Source organism: Rhodococcus sp. PvR044 (genome assembly GCF_040548995.1).
Taxonomy (GTDB): domain Bacteria; phylum Actinomycetota; class Actinomycetes; order Mycobacteriales; family Mycobacteriaceae; genus Rhodococcus_G; species Rhodococcus_G oryzae.
The window spans coordinates 372,248-387,633 of record NZ_JBEPSX010000001.1; the positions used below are offsets into that span (position 1 = coordinate 372,248).

A 15,386-nucleotide genomic window follows, 5' to 3' on the forward strand; every position below is an offset into this window, starting at 1 on the left:
ATGACCATCAAGTTGCACCACCTGCGCCCCGCCCCCGGTGCCAAGTCCGACAAGATCCGCGTCGGTCGAGGCGAGGGCGGCAAGCGAGGTAAGACCGCAGGTCGCGGCACGAAGGGCACCAAGGCCCGCAAGAACGTGCCCGCAGCCTTCGAGGGTGGACAGATGCCGCTGCACATGCGTCTGCCCAAGCTCAAGGGATTCAAGAACCCGTTCCGGACCGAGTACCAGGTCGTCAACGTGGGCGATATCGCCCGGCTGTTCCCCAATGGTGGGACCATCGGCGTTGCCGAGCTCGTCGAGGCAGGCGCGGTTCGCAAGAACCAGCTCGTGAAGGTCCTCGGCGACGGAGAGCTCACGGTGTCCGTTCAGGTCACCGCGAACAAGTTCACCGGTGCCGCCAAGGAGAAGATCGCCGCTGCCGGTGGGACGACCACCGAGCTGTGATCCACCAGTAGTTCGAGACCGATGGCCGCAGCGCATCCCGAAGGGACGTGCTGCGGCCATTCGTCTAACCTGACTCACATGGTCTATCGGGGCTGAGTGAACGGGTGTCACTGCTAGTGTTCTAAAGTTCATTTCGCCTCGTGAGCGATCCCGCTCGCGTTCTGCCAGTGCCAGGAGGATCTTTGCTTTCCGCCTTCGTCTCGGCCCTCAGGACTCCCGACCTGAGGCGGAAGATCCTCTTCACCCTCGGCATCATCGCGTTGTACCGGTTCGGTGCGACGCTGCCGTCGCCCGGTGTCGACTACGCGAACGTCAAGACCTGTATCGATCAGATCTCCGGTGGTGACTCGGCGGGCATCTACTCGCTGATCAACCTGTTCTCCGGTGGCGCGTTGCTGCAGCTGACGGTGTTCGCGATCGGCATCATGCCGTACATCACGGCGAGCATCATCGTGCAGCTGCTGACGGTGGTCATCCCCAGGTTCGAGGAACTCCGCAAGGAGGGCCAGTCGGGCCAGGCGAAGATGACCCAGTACACGCGGTACCTGTCGATCGCGCTGGCCATCCTCCAGGCCACCGGCATCGTTGCGCTCGCAGCGCGCGGCCAGCTGCTGCAGGGTTGCCAGGAAGACATCATCGCCGACCAGTCCATCTTCGGCCTGGTGACCATCGTCCTGGTGATGACGGCCGGTTCGGCCCTGGTGATGTGGTTCGGCGAGCTGATCACCGAGCGCGGCGTCGGCAACGGCATGTCTCTGCTGATCTTCTCGGGCATCGCCTCGCGCATGCCGTCTCAGGGCACGGCCGTCCTCGACAGCCGAGGCGGTCTGGTCTTCGCGATGGTCTGTGTCGCGGCCCTCGCCCTCATCGCAGGCGTCGTCTTCGTCGAGCAGGGCCAGCGGCGCATCCCGGTGCAGTACGCCAAGCGAATGGTCGGCCGGAAGATGTACGGCGGCTCGTCGACGTACCTGCCGCTGAAGGTCAACCAGGCCGGCGTCATCCCGGTGATCTTCGCGTCGTCACTGCTGTACCTGCCGAACCTGATCGCTCAGCTGACCGGTGCCAGCACGTCCACCGATCCGAGTTGGTGGCAGGAGATCATCCAGAAGTACCTGGTGAACCCGAGCAACCCGGTCTACATCCTCATCTACTTCCTGCTGATCGTCTTCTTCACCTACTTCTATGTCGCGATCACCTTCAATCCTGAAGAACGCGCGGACGAGATGAAGAAGTTCGGTGGCTTCATCCCGGGCATCCGGCCGGGCCGCCCGACGGCGGATTACCTCAACTACGTGCTCAGCCGCATCACGCTGCCGGGCGCCATCTATCTCGGTCTCATCGCGACGCTGCCCAACTTCTTCCTCTCGGGGAATGCCGGGGCCAGCATCTTCGGTGGTGCGGCGGTGCTGATTCTCGTCAGCGTCGGCCTCGACACCGTCAAGCAGATCGAGAGCCAACTCATGCAGCGCAACTACGAAGGGTTCCTCAAGTGAGACTTGTCCTCCTTGGTCCTCCCGGTGCCGGTAAGGGCACTCAGGCCGCCATCCTGTCGGAAAAGCTCGGCGTTCCGCACATCTCCACGGGCGACCTGTTCCGCGCCAACATCGGGCAGCAGACGGCGCTCGGGCTCGAGGCGAAGAAGTACCTCGACGCGGGCGACCTGGTGCCCAGCGAGATCACGAACAACATGGTTCGCGCCCGGGTCTCCGAGCCGGACGCCGTGAACGGTTTCCTGCTCGACGGTTTCCCCCGCACGGTCGATCAGGCGCAGGCGCTCGAGGGCATCCTCGGCGAGCTGAACGCCAAGCTCGACGGCGTGCTCGCATTCGAGGTCGACGACGATGTCGTGGTGGAGCGGATGCTCGCCCGTGGTCGCGCGGACGACACCGAAGACGTGATCCGGAACCGGATGCGTGTCTACCGCGAGGAGACCGCGCCGCTGCTGGACCACTACGCGGGTCAGATCGTCACCGTCGACGCAGTCGGCGAGGTCGACGAGGTCAACGCGCGCGCACTCGCCGCGCTCGGTAAGTAAGAGGCAGTCGTGGGGTTTCGTCGTAAGAAGGTAGTTCCCTTCCGCACCGCGGGCGAGCTGGACGCGATGGCGGCGGCAGGCGCCGTCGTCGGAGCGACACTCGTCGCGGTGCGCAACGCGGCGAAACCCGGCGTGAGCACCCTCGAGCTCGATCAGCTGGCCGAGCAGACCATCCGTGACGCCGGTGCCGTCCCGTCGTTCCTCGGGTACCACGGGTTCACCGGTTCGATCTGCTCGTCGGTGAACGACCGTGTGGTGCACGGGATCCCGTCGGCCGAGGACGTTCTGGTCGAGGGCGACCTGGTGTCCATCGACTGCGGCGCGATCCTCGACGGCTGGCACGGCGACTCCGCCTGGACCTTCGGTGTCGGCACGATCATCGAGGCGGACGAGCTGCTCAGCGAGGCGACGAGGCTGTCGATGGAGGCCGGAATCGCGGCCATGATCGCAGGCAACCGCCTCACCGACGTCTCGCATGCGATCGAGCTGGGCACCCTGGCCGCCGCGAAGGCCCACGGACGCAAGTACGGCATCGTCGACGGGTACGGCGGTCACGCCATCGGCCGCGAGATGCACATGGATCCGTTCCTGCCGAACGAGGGGGCGCCCGGCAAGGGACCCGAGCTCGTCATCGGCTCCGTATTGGCCATCGAGCCGATGCTGACCCTGGGGACCCACGAGACCGAGGTGCTCGAGGACGACTGGACCGTCGTGACCACCGACGGATCAAGGGCCGCGCACTGGGAGCACACCGTCGCGGTCACCGAGGACGGCCCGCGGATCTTGACGCTCCGTCCCGAGTAGGCACACACCATCCCAGCGGGCATCCGCGGTCGACTCCCGACCGTGGGTGCCCGTTCTGGTTTCGGGGCAACGGATCCGGGCTCGGGCGCGACTTGCCTAAGGGAGTGTTAGGAAAGCCGCGCAGGCCTTCCCGCCCTGTGTGACAGCGACCACAGTATCTCCGAGCGGCGCAATGGGGCGTCCGGAAGGAGATCTGATGAGCACGACAAAGAACGTCGGTGAGCGGAGAGTCGTCGCCAACGTGCTGCGTGGGTCGATCGGCAACCTGGTCGAGTGGTACGACTGGTACGTCTACGCAGCGTTCAGCGTGTACTTCGCGAAGGCGTTCTTCCCGGAGGGGGAGCCGACCGCCCAGCTGCTGTCCACCGCGGCCGTGTTCGCCGTCGGATTCCTGATGCGCCCGCTCGGCGGCTGGGCGCTCGGTCGCTACGCGGACAAGTTCGGCAGGCGGTCCGCGCTCACCCTGTCGGTCACGGTGATGGCGGCGGGGTCGCTGATGATCGCGCTGACTCCGGGCTTCGCCACGATCGGTATCGCGGCTCCCGTGCTGCTGCTCCTCGCGCGCCTGCTGCAGGGCCTCTCCGTGGGTGGTGAGTACGCCACCAGCGCGACTTACCTGTCGGAGGTGGCCTCGCCCGGCAAGCGCGGGTTCTATTCGAGCTTCCAGTACGTGACGCTCGTGGCAGGCCAGCTGACCGCCCTCGGCGTGCAGATCGTGCTGCAGCAGGTGCTGACCTCCGAGCAGATGTACAGCTGGGGCTGGCGGATCCCGTTCCTGATCGGCGCCACCGGTGCGGTGGTGGTGATGCTGCTTCGTCGTGGCATGGACGAATCGGAGTCGTTCCGGGCGGAGACCGCGCGAAACGCGCAGACGCCCGCGGAGTCCCGCGGCTCGCTGCGGGTCCTGCTGCAGTACCCGCGTGAGTGCCTGCTGGTGGTCGGTCTGACGATCGGCGGCACCGTCGCGTTCTACACGTACACCACCTACATGCAGAAGTTCATGATCAACACCTCCGGCATCTCGAAGACGACGGTCGCGTGGATCAACTTCGTCGCGCTGCTCGCCTTCGTGGTGCTGCAGCCGCTGGCCGGTGCGCTGTCGGATCGCATCGGCAGGCGCAAGTTGCTGATCTTCTTCGGCGTCGGCGGCACGGTGCTGACGGTGCCGATCATGACGGTGCTGGCACAGACCACCAACCCGTTCGCCGCTTTCGGTCTGATGATGCTCGCGCTGGTACTGGTCACCGGCTACACCTCCATCAACTCGATCGTGAAGGCCGAACTGTTCCCGACGAAGATCCGGGCCCTCGGCGTCGGGCTCCCGTACGCGTTGACCGTGGCGATCTTCGGCGGCACCGCCGAGTTGATCGCGCTCGGACTGAAGAAGGCCGGCCACGAGTCGCTGTTCTTCTGGTACGTCGCCGGTTGCGTGGCGATCTCACTGATCACCTACTTCTTCATGCGGGAAACATCGGCGCAGTCCACCATTGAGGCAGAGGCCGGTGCCGCCGCCGGAGCCGATGCACGGGACAGGGAGATCGTTGGCGTCCACAACTGACCGCGCGCTGCGCCCGCCGACCCTTCTCCGGAGCGGGGGGAGGGTCGGCGCGTGCGGATAGCGGTGGTGGAGGACGACGACGGGGTCGGCGAGGCCTTGATCGAGGCCCTCGGGGCCCGCGGCCACGTCGCCGAGCGCATGCGGCGCGGTTCGGACCTGCTCGTGGCGCACCGCGGATTCGACGCGGTGATCCTCGATCTCGGCCTGCCCGATGCGGACGGCCTGCAGGTGCTGCGGCAGCTACGTGAGGTGAGCTCGGTCCCGGTTCTCATCCTCACCGCGCGCAGCGACGAGCGGTCGATCGTTCGCGGGCTGCGCGGTGGCGCCGACGACTACCTGGTCAAGCCGCCGCGCATCGCGGAGCTGACGGCGCGGCTGGACACCGTCACCAGGCGCGCGGCGCAGGCGCCGTCGCCGGCCCGCGCCGCAGACGTGGTGGTCACCGGCGATGTCCGGGTGGACCGGCGCGCTCGCGTCGTCGAGGTGGACGGGGTGGACATCGGGCTGACCCAGAAGGAGTTCGCACTGGTGGAGGTGCTCGTCGAGCGGCCGGGGTCCGCGGTGAGCAGGCAGCAGTTGATGGATCGGATCTGGGGCGACGCGTTCGTCGCCGTCTCACGGTCGCTGGACGTGCACATGACCGGTCTGCGATCGAAGCTGAACCGGCCGGGACTGATCACGACGATCAGAGGATTCGGCTACCGGTGGGGTTCGTGACCGGAAGGGAGATCCCGCGATGCGCCGACGGCTGCTCGCCGCGCTGACGGGATTCGCCGCCCTCGCGGTGCTGGCGTTCGCGGTGCCGTTGACGCTGACCGTCGCCACCAACCGCACGCAACAGCTCGTGCTGGCGCGCAGCGGCGATGCGGACAGGTTCGCCCTGCTCTCCGGCGACGCGGTGGGATCGGGTGACCCCAGAGCCCTTGCCGACGAGGTCGCGCGGTACTCGGACCTCTACTCCGAGGGAGTGCTCGTCGTCGACGCGCGGGGCGCCGTGGTGGTCGAGGCCGGCATCGAGCGGAGCGATCCCGCCATCGGGGACGCCGTCGCGGCCGCCCGCCGTAACCAGCGGCCCGCCGTGACCCAGCGGCTGATGCCGTGGAGCGCGCCCGCCATGCTGGTGGCCCGGCCGGTCGGCACCGGCGTCCAGGTGGACGGCGCGGTGGTGATCGAGGCGTCCACCGAACGCGCGCGAACGGACATCGCGCGGGCGTGGGCGGTCATCACGGCCGGAGCGGTGGTCGCGATGGCCGTGTTCACGGCGCTGGCGCTGGTATTGAGCCGGTGGGTGCTGCGACCGCTCGGGGAACTGTCCGACGGGGTCGCCGCGCTGACCGCGACCCTGCCGGCCCCCCGGCACGGGCAGGGTGCGCCCGCCTCGATCGCGCGTCGCTACGGCGGGCCGCCGGAGGTCCGCGAACTGACCGAGTCCTTCGATGCGATGGCGGCGGCGGTCGCCGACTCGGCCGAGGCGCAGCGGCAGCTGGTGGCGGACACCGCGCATGCGATGCGTAATCCGCTGGCGGCCCTCACGATCCGATTGGATTCGCTGGAGACCTCGATCCCGGACCGCGCGGCCGCCACCTTCCGCGGCGCCGCCGCCGAGGTCGACCGGCTCACCTCCCTTCTCGACGGTCTACTGGCACTCGCGGTCGCCGAGAGCGCGTCCGGGTTCGCCCCTGCCGACCCGGCCTCGACGGTGACTGAACGCTGCGATCCCGCTTCGGTTGCCCACGAACGGGTCGACGCCTGGCATCAGGCGTTTGCGCGGGCGGGGGTGGAGCTCACCCTGGTCGAACCCGGGCCGTCACACGAGGCGGCGGTCTCGCCCGACGTCCTGGCGCAGATCCTGGATGTCCCCTTGAGCAACGCGTGCCGATACGCGGGGGCAGGGTCGCACACCCGGATCACCGTGTCCACGGAGCCGGGATGGACGAGGATCGAGATCGCGGACGACGGGGTCGGCGTGTCCGCCCCGGAGGTCGACCGCCTCGACACCCGGTTCTTCCGGGGCACGAGTGCGGCCGGAGGGCCCGCCGGGGGCTCAGGGCTCGGCCTGCCCATCGCGCGGGCCCTTGCCCGGGCGAACCGGGGCACGATGACGATCGCCAGGGTCTCTCCGCACGGGCTCGCCGTCACTGTGCGGCTGCCCGCGACGGACCCGGGACGCGCAGGCAACGCGTCCGGCGACGGGTCGGCGTCGTGATCACCCGCCGCGGGTTCCTCGCCCTGGCCGCCACGGGAGCGCTGGCCGCCGCGGCCGGGTGCGGCTCGCGATCGGGTCCCGCGGTAGTGCGGATCGCGTCCGGCGAGTACGGCGGTCTGTATCACGCCTTCGCCGGACTGCTGGCGCGGGCGGCCGCCGAAACCGACGACCTGCGGATCGAGCCGGTGGTCACCAGCGGATCCCGCGAGAACCTCGACCTGCTGGCCCGCGGTGAGGTGGACCTGGCCCTCACGCTCGCGGACTCGGTCGATCCGATGACGGTGGACGCCGTGGCCATCGGCCGGGTGTACGAGAACTATCTCCAGCTGGTGGTCCGTGCGGACAGCCCGGTCGGGGCGGCGGGGGACCTACGGGGAATGCGGGTGAACCTGGGTGCGGAGGGTTCCGGTGCCGCGCTGACCGGCGAGCGCATGATGATCGCGGCCGGGCTGGATCCCGCCTCGGAGCTCACCGTCACCCACCTGCCGTTGGATGCGGCGACCGAAGAGCTCGAGGCGGGCTCCATCGACGCATTGCTCTGGGCGGGCGGGGTGCCGACCGCGGCGTTGGACATTCCCGCCCGCATGCGACTGGTAGACCTGTCCGAGCTGGTTTCGCCGATGAGGGACCGGTTCGGGCAGGTGTACGACCCGGTGACGATCCCCGCGGACGCGTACCCGGGCGGCCCCGCCGTCGGCACGGTCGGAGTCGCGAACCTGTTGCTGGCGGCGGAGGGTCTGGCTGATGTGCTCGCGGCCGAGGTGGTCGACCTGCTGCTGTACCGGGCCGCCGATCTGGTGCCCCCGGAGGCGTCGGGCACCCAGTTCCTCGACGGCCGCTCGTTGATCACCACCGCTGGGGTTCCGCTGCACCCGGGTGCGGCCGAGGCCTACCGTCGCTGGCACGGGTGAGGAGCCGAACGAGCCTCCTCAGGCCTCGAGCAGCAGTGTGACGGGGCCGTCGTTGACCGAGCTGACGCGCATGTGCGCGCCGAAGTGTCCGGTCTGGACGTCCGCGCCCAGCCCGCGCAGCGCGTCGGCGAACGCGTCCACCAGCGGCTCGGCCACGGCGCGCGGCGCGGCGGCCGACCAGGACGGGCGCCGACTCTTGCGGGTGTCCGCGAGCAGCGTGAACTGGCTGACCACCAGGATCGGCGCGCCGATGTCGGAGGCCGAGCGCTCGTCGTCCAGGATGCGGAGCTTCCACACCTTCGCGGCGAGGGCGTAGGCGACCGCGGGATCATCGCCGTGTCCGACGCCGAGCAGGACCAGCAGCCCCTGGCCGTCCGGCGCGATGCTGGCGACGGTGTGACCGTCGACCTCGACGGCCGCCTGGGTGACCCGTTGCACCACCGCGCGCACTCTTCACGTCCCTTCTGGGGTTCGGGGGGATTGAACCCGCATTTGGCCTGGTGAGCGAACTCCGGTAAGCTAGATCAACGGTGCGCCCTGCGTGCCGGTCGTTTCGTGCGTCTGTGCGGCTCGCCGGTTCTCTACCGCGTGCGCATCACCGTAACGGAGAACGATGCCCACCAACGGATCGCGGAGGATATGGCTAAGAAAGACGGGGCCATCGAGGTCGAGGGACGCGTAGTCGAACCGCTGCCCAATGCAATGTTCCGCATTGAGCTCGAGAACGGCCACAAGGTCCTCGCGCACATCAGCGGGAAGATGCGTCAGCACTACATTCGCATCCTGCCGGAAGACCGTGTCGTCGTAGAGCTGTCGCCCTATGACCTCTCTCGCGGTCGCATCGTCTACCGGTACAAGTAACACACACTTCCCGGGCCACATCTGGCCTGGGGAAACCATGTCCACCCACCGGTGGGCGACCACACAGGAGATTAGACAGACGTGAAGGTTCAGCCCAGCGTCAAGAAGATCTGCGAGAAGTGCAAGGTGATCCGTCGTAACGGCCGGGTCATGGTCATCTGCGACAACCTGCGTCACAAGCAGCGTCAGGGATAACCACCTGCACGACTTGCGATCGGCTTGTCCGACGCAACTGAAAAGAAGACCTCTCAGCACCAGCCAGGATGACGGCCAACGGGTTTCGGCCCGAGCAGCACATCCGGGTGCACCCCCGGCACGGAGGCCGGGGCCCCACTGAGTTAGTTGAAAGACGCTCTGAGCGATCAGAGGACACAGGGGACGGACTGGGAGCAGACCTCCGCACACCGATAGGAAATGCCAACATGGCACGTCTCGCAGGTGTTGATCTTCCTCGCGAAAAGCGTATGGAGATCGCACTGACCTACATCTACGGCGTCGGCCGTACCCGCTCCAAGGAGATCCTCGCGGCCACCGGTGTCAACCCGGATCTGCGCAGCAAGGACCTCAGTGACGAGGATCTGACCAAGCTCCGCGAGTACATCGAGGAGTCGCTGAAGGTCGAGGGTGACCTTCGCCGCGAGGTTCAGGCGGACATTCGTCGCAAGATCGAGATCGGCTGCTACCAGGGCCTGCGCCACCGTCGTGGTCTGCCCGTGCGTGGACAGCGCACCAAGACCAACGCGCGCACCCGCAAGGGCCCCAAGCGCACCATTGCCGGCAAGAAGAAGGCGAAGTAATGCCCCCTAAGTCACGCACCGGTCCGAAGAAGACCCAGAAGGCACGTCGCAGGGACAAGAAGAACGTCCCGCACGGCGCCGCTCACATCAAGAGCACCTTCAACAACACCATCGTGTCCATCACGGACCCGGCCGGCAACGTCATCTCGTGGGCGTCCTCGGGCCATGTGGGCTTCAAGGGTTCGCGTAAGTCGACCCCGTTCGCCGCTCAGCTGGCCGCCGAGAGCGCTGCCCGCAAGGCGCAGGAGCACGGCGTGAAGAAGGTCGACGTCTTCGTCAAGGGCCCCGGCTCGGGACGCGAGACCGCGATCCGCTCGCTGCAGGCTGCTGGCCTCGAGGTCGGCACCATCTCCGATGTCACCCCTCAGCCGCACAACGGCTGCCGTCCGCCCAAGCGGCGTCGGGTCTAGCGGGAAGGAAAGGTTTAGAAAATGGCACGTTATACCGGCCCCATCACCCGCAAGTCGCGTCGTCTGCGCGTCGACCTCGTCGGAGGAGACCAGGCGTTCGAGCGTCGCCCCTACCCGCCGGGCCAGCACGGCCGCGCGCGGATCAAGGAGAGCGAGTACCTGCTCCAGCTGCAGGAGAAGCAGAAGGCTCGCTTCACCTACGGCGTCATGGAGAAGCAGTTCGTCCGCTACTACAAGGAAGCGGTGCGTCGCCCGGGTAAGACCGGCGAGAACCTGCTGCGCATCCTCGAGACCCGTCTCGACAACGTCGTGTACCGCGCCGGCCTGGCCCGTACCCGTCGTCAGGCCCGCCAGCTCGTCAGCCACGGCCACCTTCTCGTGAACAACAAGAAGGTCGACATCCCGAGCTACCGCGTTTCTCAGTACGACATCATCGATGTCAAGGAGAAGTCGCTGAGCACGCTGCCGTTCCAGGTTGCCCGCGAGACCGTCGGCGACCGTCCGGTTCCCGGCTGGCTGCAGGTCGTTCCGGGTCGCCTCCGCGTCCTGGTCCACAATGTGCCCGAGCGCGCGCAGATCGACGTTCCGCTGCAGGAGCAGCTGATCGTGGAGCTGTACTCGAAGTAATGCCTTGTGCCCCGTGCGCCTTTCCGACAGCCCCGGCTGGGGGAAGGCGCACGGGTGCCGGAGGCGCCATCCATCGTGGGCGTCAAATAGCGGACGTCCGTACAGGAGGAAAACCACATGCTCATTTCTCAGCGACCCACGCTGACCGAAGAGGTCATCGCTGACAACCGCTCGAAGTTCGTCATCGAGCCCCTTGAGCCCGGCTTCGGGTACACCCTCGGCAACTCGCTTCGCCGCACCCTGCTGTCGTCGATCCCCGGCGCTGCTGTCACCAGCATCCGTATCGACGGCGTCCTGCACGAGTTCACCACCGTCCCCGGCGTGAAGGAAGATGTCACCGACATCATCCTGAACCTCAAGGGCCTGGTCGTGAGCTCCGAAGAGGACGAGCCGGTCACCATGTACGTCCGCAAGCAGGGCCCCGGTGCCGTGACTGCAGGCGACATCGTGCCCCCGGCCGGCGTCACGGTGAACAACCCGGATCTGCACATCGCCACCCTGAACGACAAGGGCAAGCTGGAGATCGAGCTCGTCGTCGAGCGCGGTCGCGGCTATGTCCCCGCCGTCCAGAACAAGGCGTCCGGCGCCGAGATCGGCCGTATCCCGGTCGACTCGATCTACTCGCCGGTGCTCAAGGTCACCTACAAGGTGGAGGCCACCCGCGTCGAGCAGCGCACCGACTTCGATCGGCTCGTGCTGGACGTGGAGACCAAGAACTCCATCACTGCTCGGGACGCGCTCGCCTCGGCGGGCAAGACCCTGGTTGAGCTCTTCGGCCTGGCCCGTGAGCTGAACGTCGAAGCAGAAGGCATCGAGATCGGACCCTCGCCCGCCGAGGCCGATCACATCGCTTCCTTCGGACTGCCGATCGAGGACCTGGACCTCACCGTCCGTTCCTACAACTGCCTCAAGCGCGAGGGTGTTCACACCGTCGGCGAGCTGGTTGGTCGCACCGAGTCCGATCTGCTGGACATCCGCAACTTCGGTCAGAAGTCCATCGACGAGGTGAAGGTCAAGCTGCATTCGCTCGGCCTTGCCCTCAAGGACAGCCCGGCCTCCTTCGATCCGACCACCGTTGCCGGCTACGACGCCGCCACCGGAACCTGGAGCGACACGGACGCCGGAGCCTTCAGCGACGCCGAGGGCAACGACCAGGACTACGCCGAGACCGAACAGCTGTAGTCAGCTCACCGGTTCCTTACTAGGAGATTCATCATGCCCAAGCCCAAGAAGGGTGCTCGCTTCGGCGGGTCGGCTTCGCACCAGAAGGCGATCTACGCCAATCTGGCCACCGCGCTCTTCGAGCACGGTCGCATCACCACCACCGAGGCCAAGGCCAAGGCCGTGCGGCCCTACGCCGAGAAGCTCATCACGCACGCGAAGGCCGGTACGCTGGCTCACCGTCGTGAGGTGCTCAAGGTCATCCGTAACAAGGATGTCGTGCACACCCTGTTCGCGGAGATCGGTCCGTTCTACGCGGAGCGCGATGGCGGCTACACCCGCATCATCAAGACCGTCCCCCGCAAGGGTGACAACGCTCCGATGGCGATCATCGAGCTCGTCAAGGAGCAGACCGTCACCTCCGAGGCCGATCGCGCGCGTCGCGTGAAGGCTTCGCAGGAGGCCCCGGCCGAGAACGTCGTGGAGGCCGTCGAGGCCGAGGCGACCGAGGCCGAGGTCGAGAACGCGGACGCAGTCGTGGAGGCTCTCGAGGACGAGACCGCCACCGCCGCCGACGCGGACGAGGCCAAGAAGGACTAACGCTGAACGCGTCAGAACCTCGCAACGAACCCGTCGCCCCCTCCGGGGGTGGCGGGTTCGTTCGTTATCGCCTCGATGTGACCTATGACGGCACCGACTTCTCCGGCTGGGCGCGCCAGCCCGGGCTCCGGACGGTGTGTGGGGTGCTCGAGCAGGCACTGTCGACCGTGCTCCGCGAACCGGTCGAACTGACCGTCGCCGGACGGACCGACGCGGGCGTGCACGCGGCCGGGCAGGTCGCGCACATGGACCTCGCGGCGCCGTTGGACGACCCCAGCCGGCTGGTTCGCCGATTCGCGCGGTTCCTGCCGCCGGACGTCCGGATCAAGGCGGTCACCGCGGTGCCAGCCGAATTCGACGCCCGGTTCTCGGCGATCCGCAGGCATTACGAATACCGCATCAGCACCGCGAAGTACGGCGTAGAGCCGTTGCGGGCCCGCGACACCGTCTCGGTGCCGAAGGACCTGGACCTCGACGCGATGAGCCGGGCGTCGGCCGGGCTGCTGGGTCTGCACGACTTCGCCGCGTTCTGCAGGCGCAAGGAGAACGCGACGACGGTCCGCGAGTTGCAGCGCTTCGACTGGGTGCGCGACGGCGACATCGTCATCGCGCACGTCAGCGCGGACGCCTTCTGCTGGTCGATGGTCCGCAGCCTGGTCGGCGCGATGCTGGCGGTGGGTGAGGGCCGCCGCAGCGTCGAGTGGACGGTCGGGCTGTTGGAGCAGCGCGAGCGGTCGAGTTCGGTGCTGGTCGCGCCCGCGCACGGGCTGAGCCTGGTGCGGGTGGACTACCCGGCCGACGAGGATCTCGCCGAGCGCAACGCCGTCACCCGTGAGGTGCGGGCGGTGCCGGGCGGCTGCTGCGGCGACTGATCGCCGAGTGTGCAGCTACCGAGGCATCGGCCGAGAGGGCAGGTCGGTAACTGCACACTCGGCGGGCTGCGGCGCGGGCAACGGTGGTCGTCGGCCGCCGGCGCCGCCGAGCCGGGCGAGCGCGATGCCGCCGAGCATCCCCGCACCACCGATGATCTGGACGGGCGTCATCGATTCGCCGAGCAGGATCCACGAGGCGATGACGGCGAACAGTACCTCGGTCAGCAGGACCAGCGAGGTCAACGTCGGCCCGATCCGGGCGACCGCGGCACTGCCCGACAGGTAGGCGACGACGGTGCTCACGAGGATCAGCAGGGCGAGCGGGACGAACCAGGCCAACTCGACCGACCCCAGCGTGGTGTCCGCGGCCGTCGCGCTCAGCGGCAGCACTCCGATCAGTCCGACGCAGCCGATCGCGACGGCGCCGACGCTCATCCCGGTCGCGGTCAGCACCAGCGGGCTGAACGTGTCGGAGGTCCGGTCCGAGATGACGAAGAAGCAGGCCAGGCAGACCATCGAGATGGTCGACCACGCGACGCCCGCGAGGCTGACCTCGACGGACCCGAACAGGTCGAGCACGCCAACCGCGCCCGCCAGCGCCAGAGCAGTGCCGAGCAGGGTCACCGGGCCGGGGCGCTCGCCCCGGGTCGCCCACGCCCAGCCGATGACCAGTAGCGGCGCGAGGAACTGGATCATCAGGGCGACGCCGACCGAGAGGTACTGCAGCGCCAGGAAGAAGCTGGCCTGGACGCCCGCCACCGCCATCAGGCCGTACAGCACGATCGTCTTGGCGTGCCGGTGTGCGGTGCGCAGTCCGGACGGGTCGGCGATCGCGGCGATGACCAGCATCACGACGGCGGCCCCGGCGATCCGTGCGAGCACCGTGCCGCCGGGGGACCAGCCGACACCCATCAGCGACTTGGCGAACGGGCCCGACATCCCGAAGGTGAAGGCGGAGAGCACGCTCAGGGCGGTACCGGTCCGGATGGCCACGGCCGCGCTGCTGTGCACGTCGGCGTCTCCTGTCATGAGTGAAACCTGATTAGACTCATGACGGTATGAGGCGAGTCGTCAGGAGTCAAAGTGTATATAGCCCATGACACCGAGAGGGCCCTGATCTGCGCGGCGGCACTGGTCAACACCGGACTCGGCGGCCGTGAGCTGCTGCCCGACGTGGCCGCACTCGACGCGTTCCTGACTGAACACGACTGGAGCGGCAGGCGCGACGGCACCGAGGCGGAGTTGCGCGCGGTGCGTGCGTTGCGGCCACGGCTCGCCCGGTTGTGGCAGTCGGGCAGCGACCGTGACGCGGCGCAGATCGTGAACACGTTGCTCCTGGAGGCAAAGGCCATGCCCCGCCTGACCGAGCACGGCGACTGGGGCTGGCACCTGCACGTCACCGCGGATGACGATCCGTTGGTGCACCGGATGGGAGCCGAGGCGGCGATGGCGATCGTCGACGTCATCCGCGTCGGCGACCTCGACCGTTTGCGTCACTGCGTGGCGCCCGATTGTGATTCGGTTCTGATCGACTTGTCCCGCAACAGGTCCCGGCGGTACTGCGATACGGGAAACTGTGGGAACCGGGCGAACGTGGCGGCATATCGGGCGCGCAGGGCCGAGGCCGCCGCCCGCTAGATGGCACGGCGCTACGCGGTCAGACCTGCCGCGCGACGCCCTCGATCACGGTCATCACCACAGTTTCGGCGTTGTGCCGGGCAACCGATTTGTTCACCTTGACCCGGATGACGCCGCCGTCCTTGCGCACCAGATCGACGTCCGCGGACAGGCCGAGTTGCTCGCCGTTGATCAGCTGGGTGTGTCCGCGATCGTGTTCTTCGATGAGACTCGGATGGATGAATTGGCGAGGACCCAGGGTGCGCGCCTCGGGCAGTGAATATCCGAGGAGGTCTGCGAAGGCCCGGTTGACATCGACGACGTGATCGTTGCTCTTGTGCACGATCACCGGCATGTTGACGTTGTGGATGAGCGATCGATAGTGGGCACCACTGATCGCACTCACGGAACTCGAAGACACCCGCGACCTCCCGACTGGCCTCAGTCTTGGCTCGGCCCAGCGTCGTGAGCCTTGCAGGTCAA

At 67.6% G+C, this 15,386-nt stretch carries 20 protein-coding genes; 17 read left to right on the top strand and 3 right to left on the bottom strand.

Features of this window, described 5'->3' with window-relative positions; genetic code table 11:
• From rplO to ABIC28_RS01580, 8 genes are all read left to right on the top strand, one after another.
• Complete coding sequence (gene rplO / locus ABIC28_RS01545) at positions 1 to 444, top strand: 50S ribosomal protein L15 (RefSeq protein WP_077040845.1); 444 nt, start codon at positions 1 to 3, stop codon at positions 442 to 444.
• Positions 445 to 626: 182 nt separating this feature from the next.
• Complete coding sequence (secY, locus tag ABIC28_RS01550) at positions 627 to 1,937, top strand: preprotein translocase subunit SecY (RefSeq protein ID WP_097211075.1); 1,311 nt, start codon at positions 627 to 629, stop codon at positions 1,935 to 1,937.
• Positions 1,934 to 2,479: an adenylate kinase gene (locus ABIC28_RS01555; RefSeq protein ID WP_027503168.1), complete on the top strand. Its 546-nt coding sequence runs from the start codon at positions 1,934 to 1,936 to the stop codon at positions 2,477 to 2,479. Before secY ends, ABIC28_RS01555 begins: the two co-directional genes overlap by 4 nt.
• Before the next feature lie 9 nt (positions 2,480 to 2,488).
• Complete coding sequence (gene map / locus ABIC28_RS01560; RefSeq protein WP_097211076.1) at positions 2,489 to 3,283, top strand: type I methionyl aminopeptidase; 795 nt, start codon at positions 2,489 to 2,491, stop codon at positions 3,281 to 3,283.
• Positions 3,284 to 3,479: 196 nt separating this feature from the next.
• Positions 3,480 to 4,841: an MFS transporter gene (locus tag ABIC28_RS01565; protein WP_269588653.1), complete on the top strand. Its 1,362-nt coding sequence runs from the start codon at positions 3,480 to 3,482 to the stop codon at positions 4,839 to 4,841.
• Between the two features lie 51 nt (positions 4,842 to 4,892).
• Positions 4,893 to 5,558, top strand: a complete 666-nt coding sequence (locus tag ABIC28_RS01570; RefSeq protein WP_097211078.1) for a response regulator transcription factor — start codon at positions 4,893 to 4,895, stop codon at positions 5,556 to 5,558.
• 19 nt (positions 5,559 to 5,577) lie between these two features.
• Entirely contained in the window at positions 5,578 to 7,047 is a 1,470-nt protein-coding gene (locus tag ABIC28_RS01575; protein ID WP_354577232.1) for a sensor histidine kinase, read from the top strand.
• Positions 7,044 to 7,958 (top strand): TAXI family TRAP transporter solute-binding subunit, encoded by a 915-nt coding sequence (locus tag ABIC28_RS01580; protein ID WP_354577234.1) that lies wholly within the window; start codon positions 7,044 to 7,046, stop codon positions 7,956 to 7,958. The genes ABIC28_RS01575 and ABIC28_RS01580 overlap by 4 nt, the downstream gene beginning before the upstream one ends.
• 18 nt (positions 7,959 to 7,976) lie before the next feature.
• On the opposite strand, the gene dtd is transcribed toward ABIC28_RS01580, so the two are convergent.
• Complete coding sequence (gene dtd, locus ABIC28_RS01585) at positions 7,977 to 8,408, bottom strand: D-aminoacyl-tRNA deacylase (RefSeq protein WP_097211081.1); 432 nt, start codon at positions 8,406 to 8,408, stop codon at positions 7,977 to 7,979.
• Between the two features lie 189 nt (positions 8,409 to 8,597).
• Here dtd and infA point away from each other — a divergent pair, with 189 nt between their 5' ends.
• The 8 genes from infA (at position 8,598) to truA (ending at position 13,286) form a co-directional block, all read left to right on the top strand.
• Positions 8,598 to 8,819, top strand: coding sequence for a translation initiation factor IF-1 (gene infA / locus ABIC28_RS01590; protein ID WP_003418601.1), 222 nt, complete (start codon positions 8,598 to 8,600; stop codon positions 8,817 to 8,819).
• Positions 8,820 to 8,900: 81 nt separating this feature from the next.
• The gene (gene rpmJ / locus ABIC28_RS01595) at positions 8,901 to 9,014 is read left to right on the top strand and encodes a 50S ribosomal protein L36 (RefSeq protein ID WP_025347279.1); all 114 of its coding nucleotides are present in this window, start codon (positions 8,901 to 8,903) and stop codon (positions 9,012 to 9,014) included.
• Between the two features lie 227 nt (positions 9,015 to 9,241).
• Entirely contained in the window at positions 9,242 to 9,616 is a 375-nt protein-coding gene (gene rpsM, locus ABIC28_RS01600; RefSeq protein WP_027503171.1) for a 30S ribosomal protein S13, read from the top strand.
• Complete coding sequence (gene rpsK, locus ABIC28_RS01605) at positions 9,616 to 10,026, top strand: 30S ribosomal protein S11 (RefSeq protein WP_077040851.1); 411 nt, start codon at positions 9,616 to 9,618, stop codon at positions 10,024 to 10,026. Before rpsM ends, rpsK begins: the two co-directional genes overlap by 1 nt.
• Before the next feature lie 21 nt (positions 10,027 to 10,047).
• The gene (rpsD, locus tag ABIC28_RS01610; protein ID WP_077040852.1) at positions 10,048 to 10,653 is read left to right on the top strand and encodes a 30S ribosomal protein S4; all 606 of its coding nucleotides are present in this window, start codon (positions 10,048 to 10,050) and stop codon (positions 10,651 to 10,653) included.
• A gap of 117 nt (positions 10,654 to 10,770) precedes the next feature.
• Entirely contained in the window at positions 10,771 to 11,835 is a 1,065-nt protein-coding gene (locus tag ABIC28_RS01615; RefSeq protein WP_077040853.1) for a DNA-directed RNA polymerase subunit alpha, read from the top strand.
• 33 nt (positions 11,836 to 11,868) lie between these two features.
• On the top strand, positions 11,869 to 12,414 hold the full coding sequence (gene rplQ / locus ABIC28_RS01620) for a 50S ribosomal protein L17 (protein ID WP_077040854.1): 546 nt from the start codon (positions 11,869 to 11,871) through the stop codon (positions 12,412 to 12,414).
• A 2-nt stretch (positions 12,415 to 12,416) separates the two neighbouring features.
• The gene (gene truA / locus ABIC28_RS01625; protein WP_502944988.1) at positions 12,417 to 13,286 is read left to right on the top strand and encodes a tRNA pseudouridine(38-40) synthase TruA; all 870 of its coding nucleotides are present in this window, start codon (positions 12,417 to 12,419) and stop codon (positions 13,284 to 13,286) included.
• A 15-nt stretch (positions 13,287 to 13,301) separates the two neighbouring features.
• On the opposite strand, the gene ABIC28_RS01630 is transcribed toward truA, so the two are convergent.
• Positions 13,302 to 14,315 carry an EamA family transporter gene (locus tag ABIC28_RS01630; RefSeq protein WP_354577240.1) on the bottom strand — a complete coding sequence of 338 codons (1,014 nt, stop codon included), beginning with the start codon at positions 14,313 to 14,315 and terminating at the stop codon, positions 13,302 to 13,304.
• A 54-nt stretch (positions 14,316 to 14,369) separates the two neighbouring features.
• Between ABIC28_RS01630 and ABIC28_RS01635 the strand changes: the two genes are divergently transcribed.
• Positions 14,370 to 14,924: a CGNR zinc finger domain-containing protein gene (locus tag ABIC28_RS01635; RefSeq protein WP_097211084.1), complete on the top strand. Its 555-nt coding sequence runs from the start codon at positions 14,370 to 14,372 to the stop codon at positions 14,922 to 14,924.
• Between the two features lie 19 nt (positions 14,925 to 14,943).
• Here the strand turns inward: ABIC28_RS01635 and ABIC28_RS01640 are convergent, their stop codons facing one another.
• Positions 14,944 to 15,324, bottom strand: coding sequence for a PAS domain S-box protein (locus tag ABIC28_RS01640; protein WP_143548410.1), 381 nt, complete (start codon positions 15,322 to 15,324; stop codon positions 14,944 to 14,946).
• Between the last annotated feature and the right edge of the window lie 62 nt (positions 15,325 to 15,386).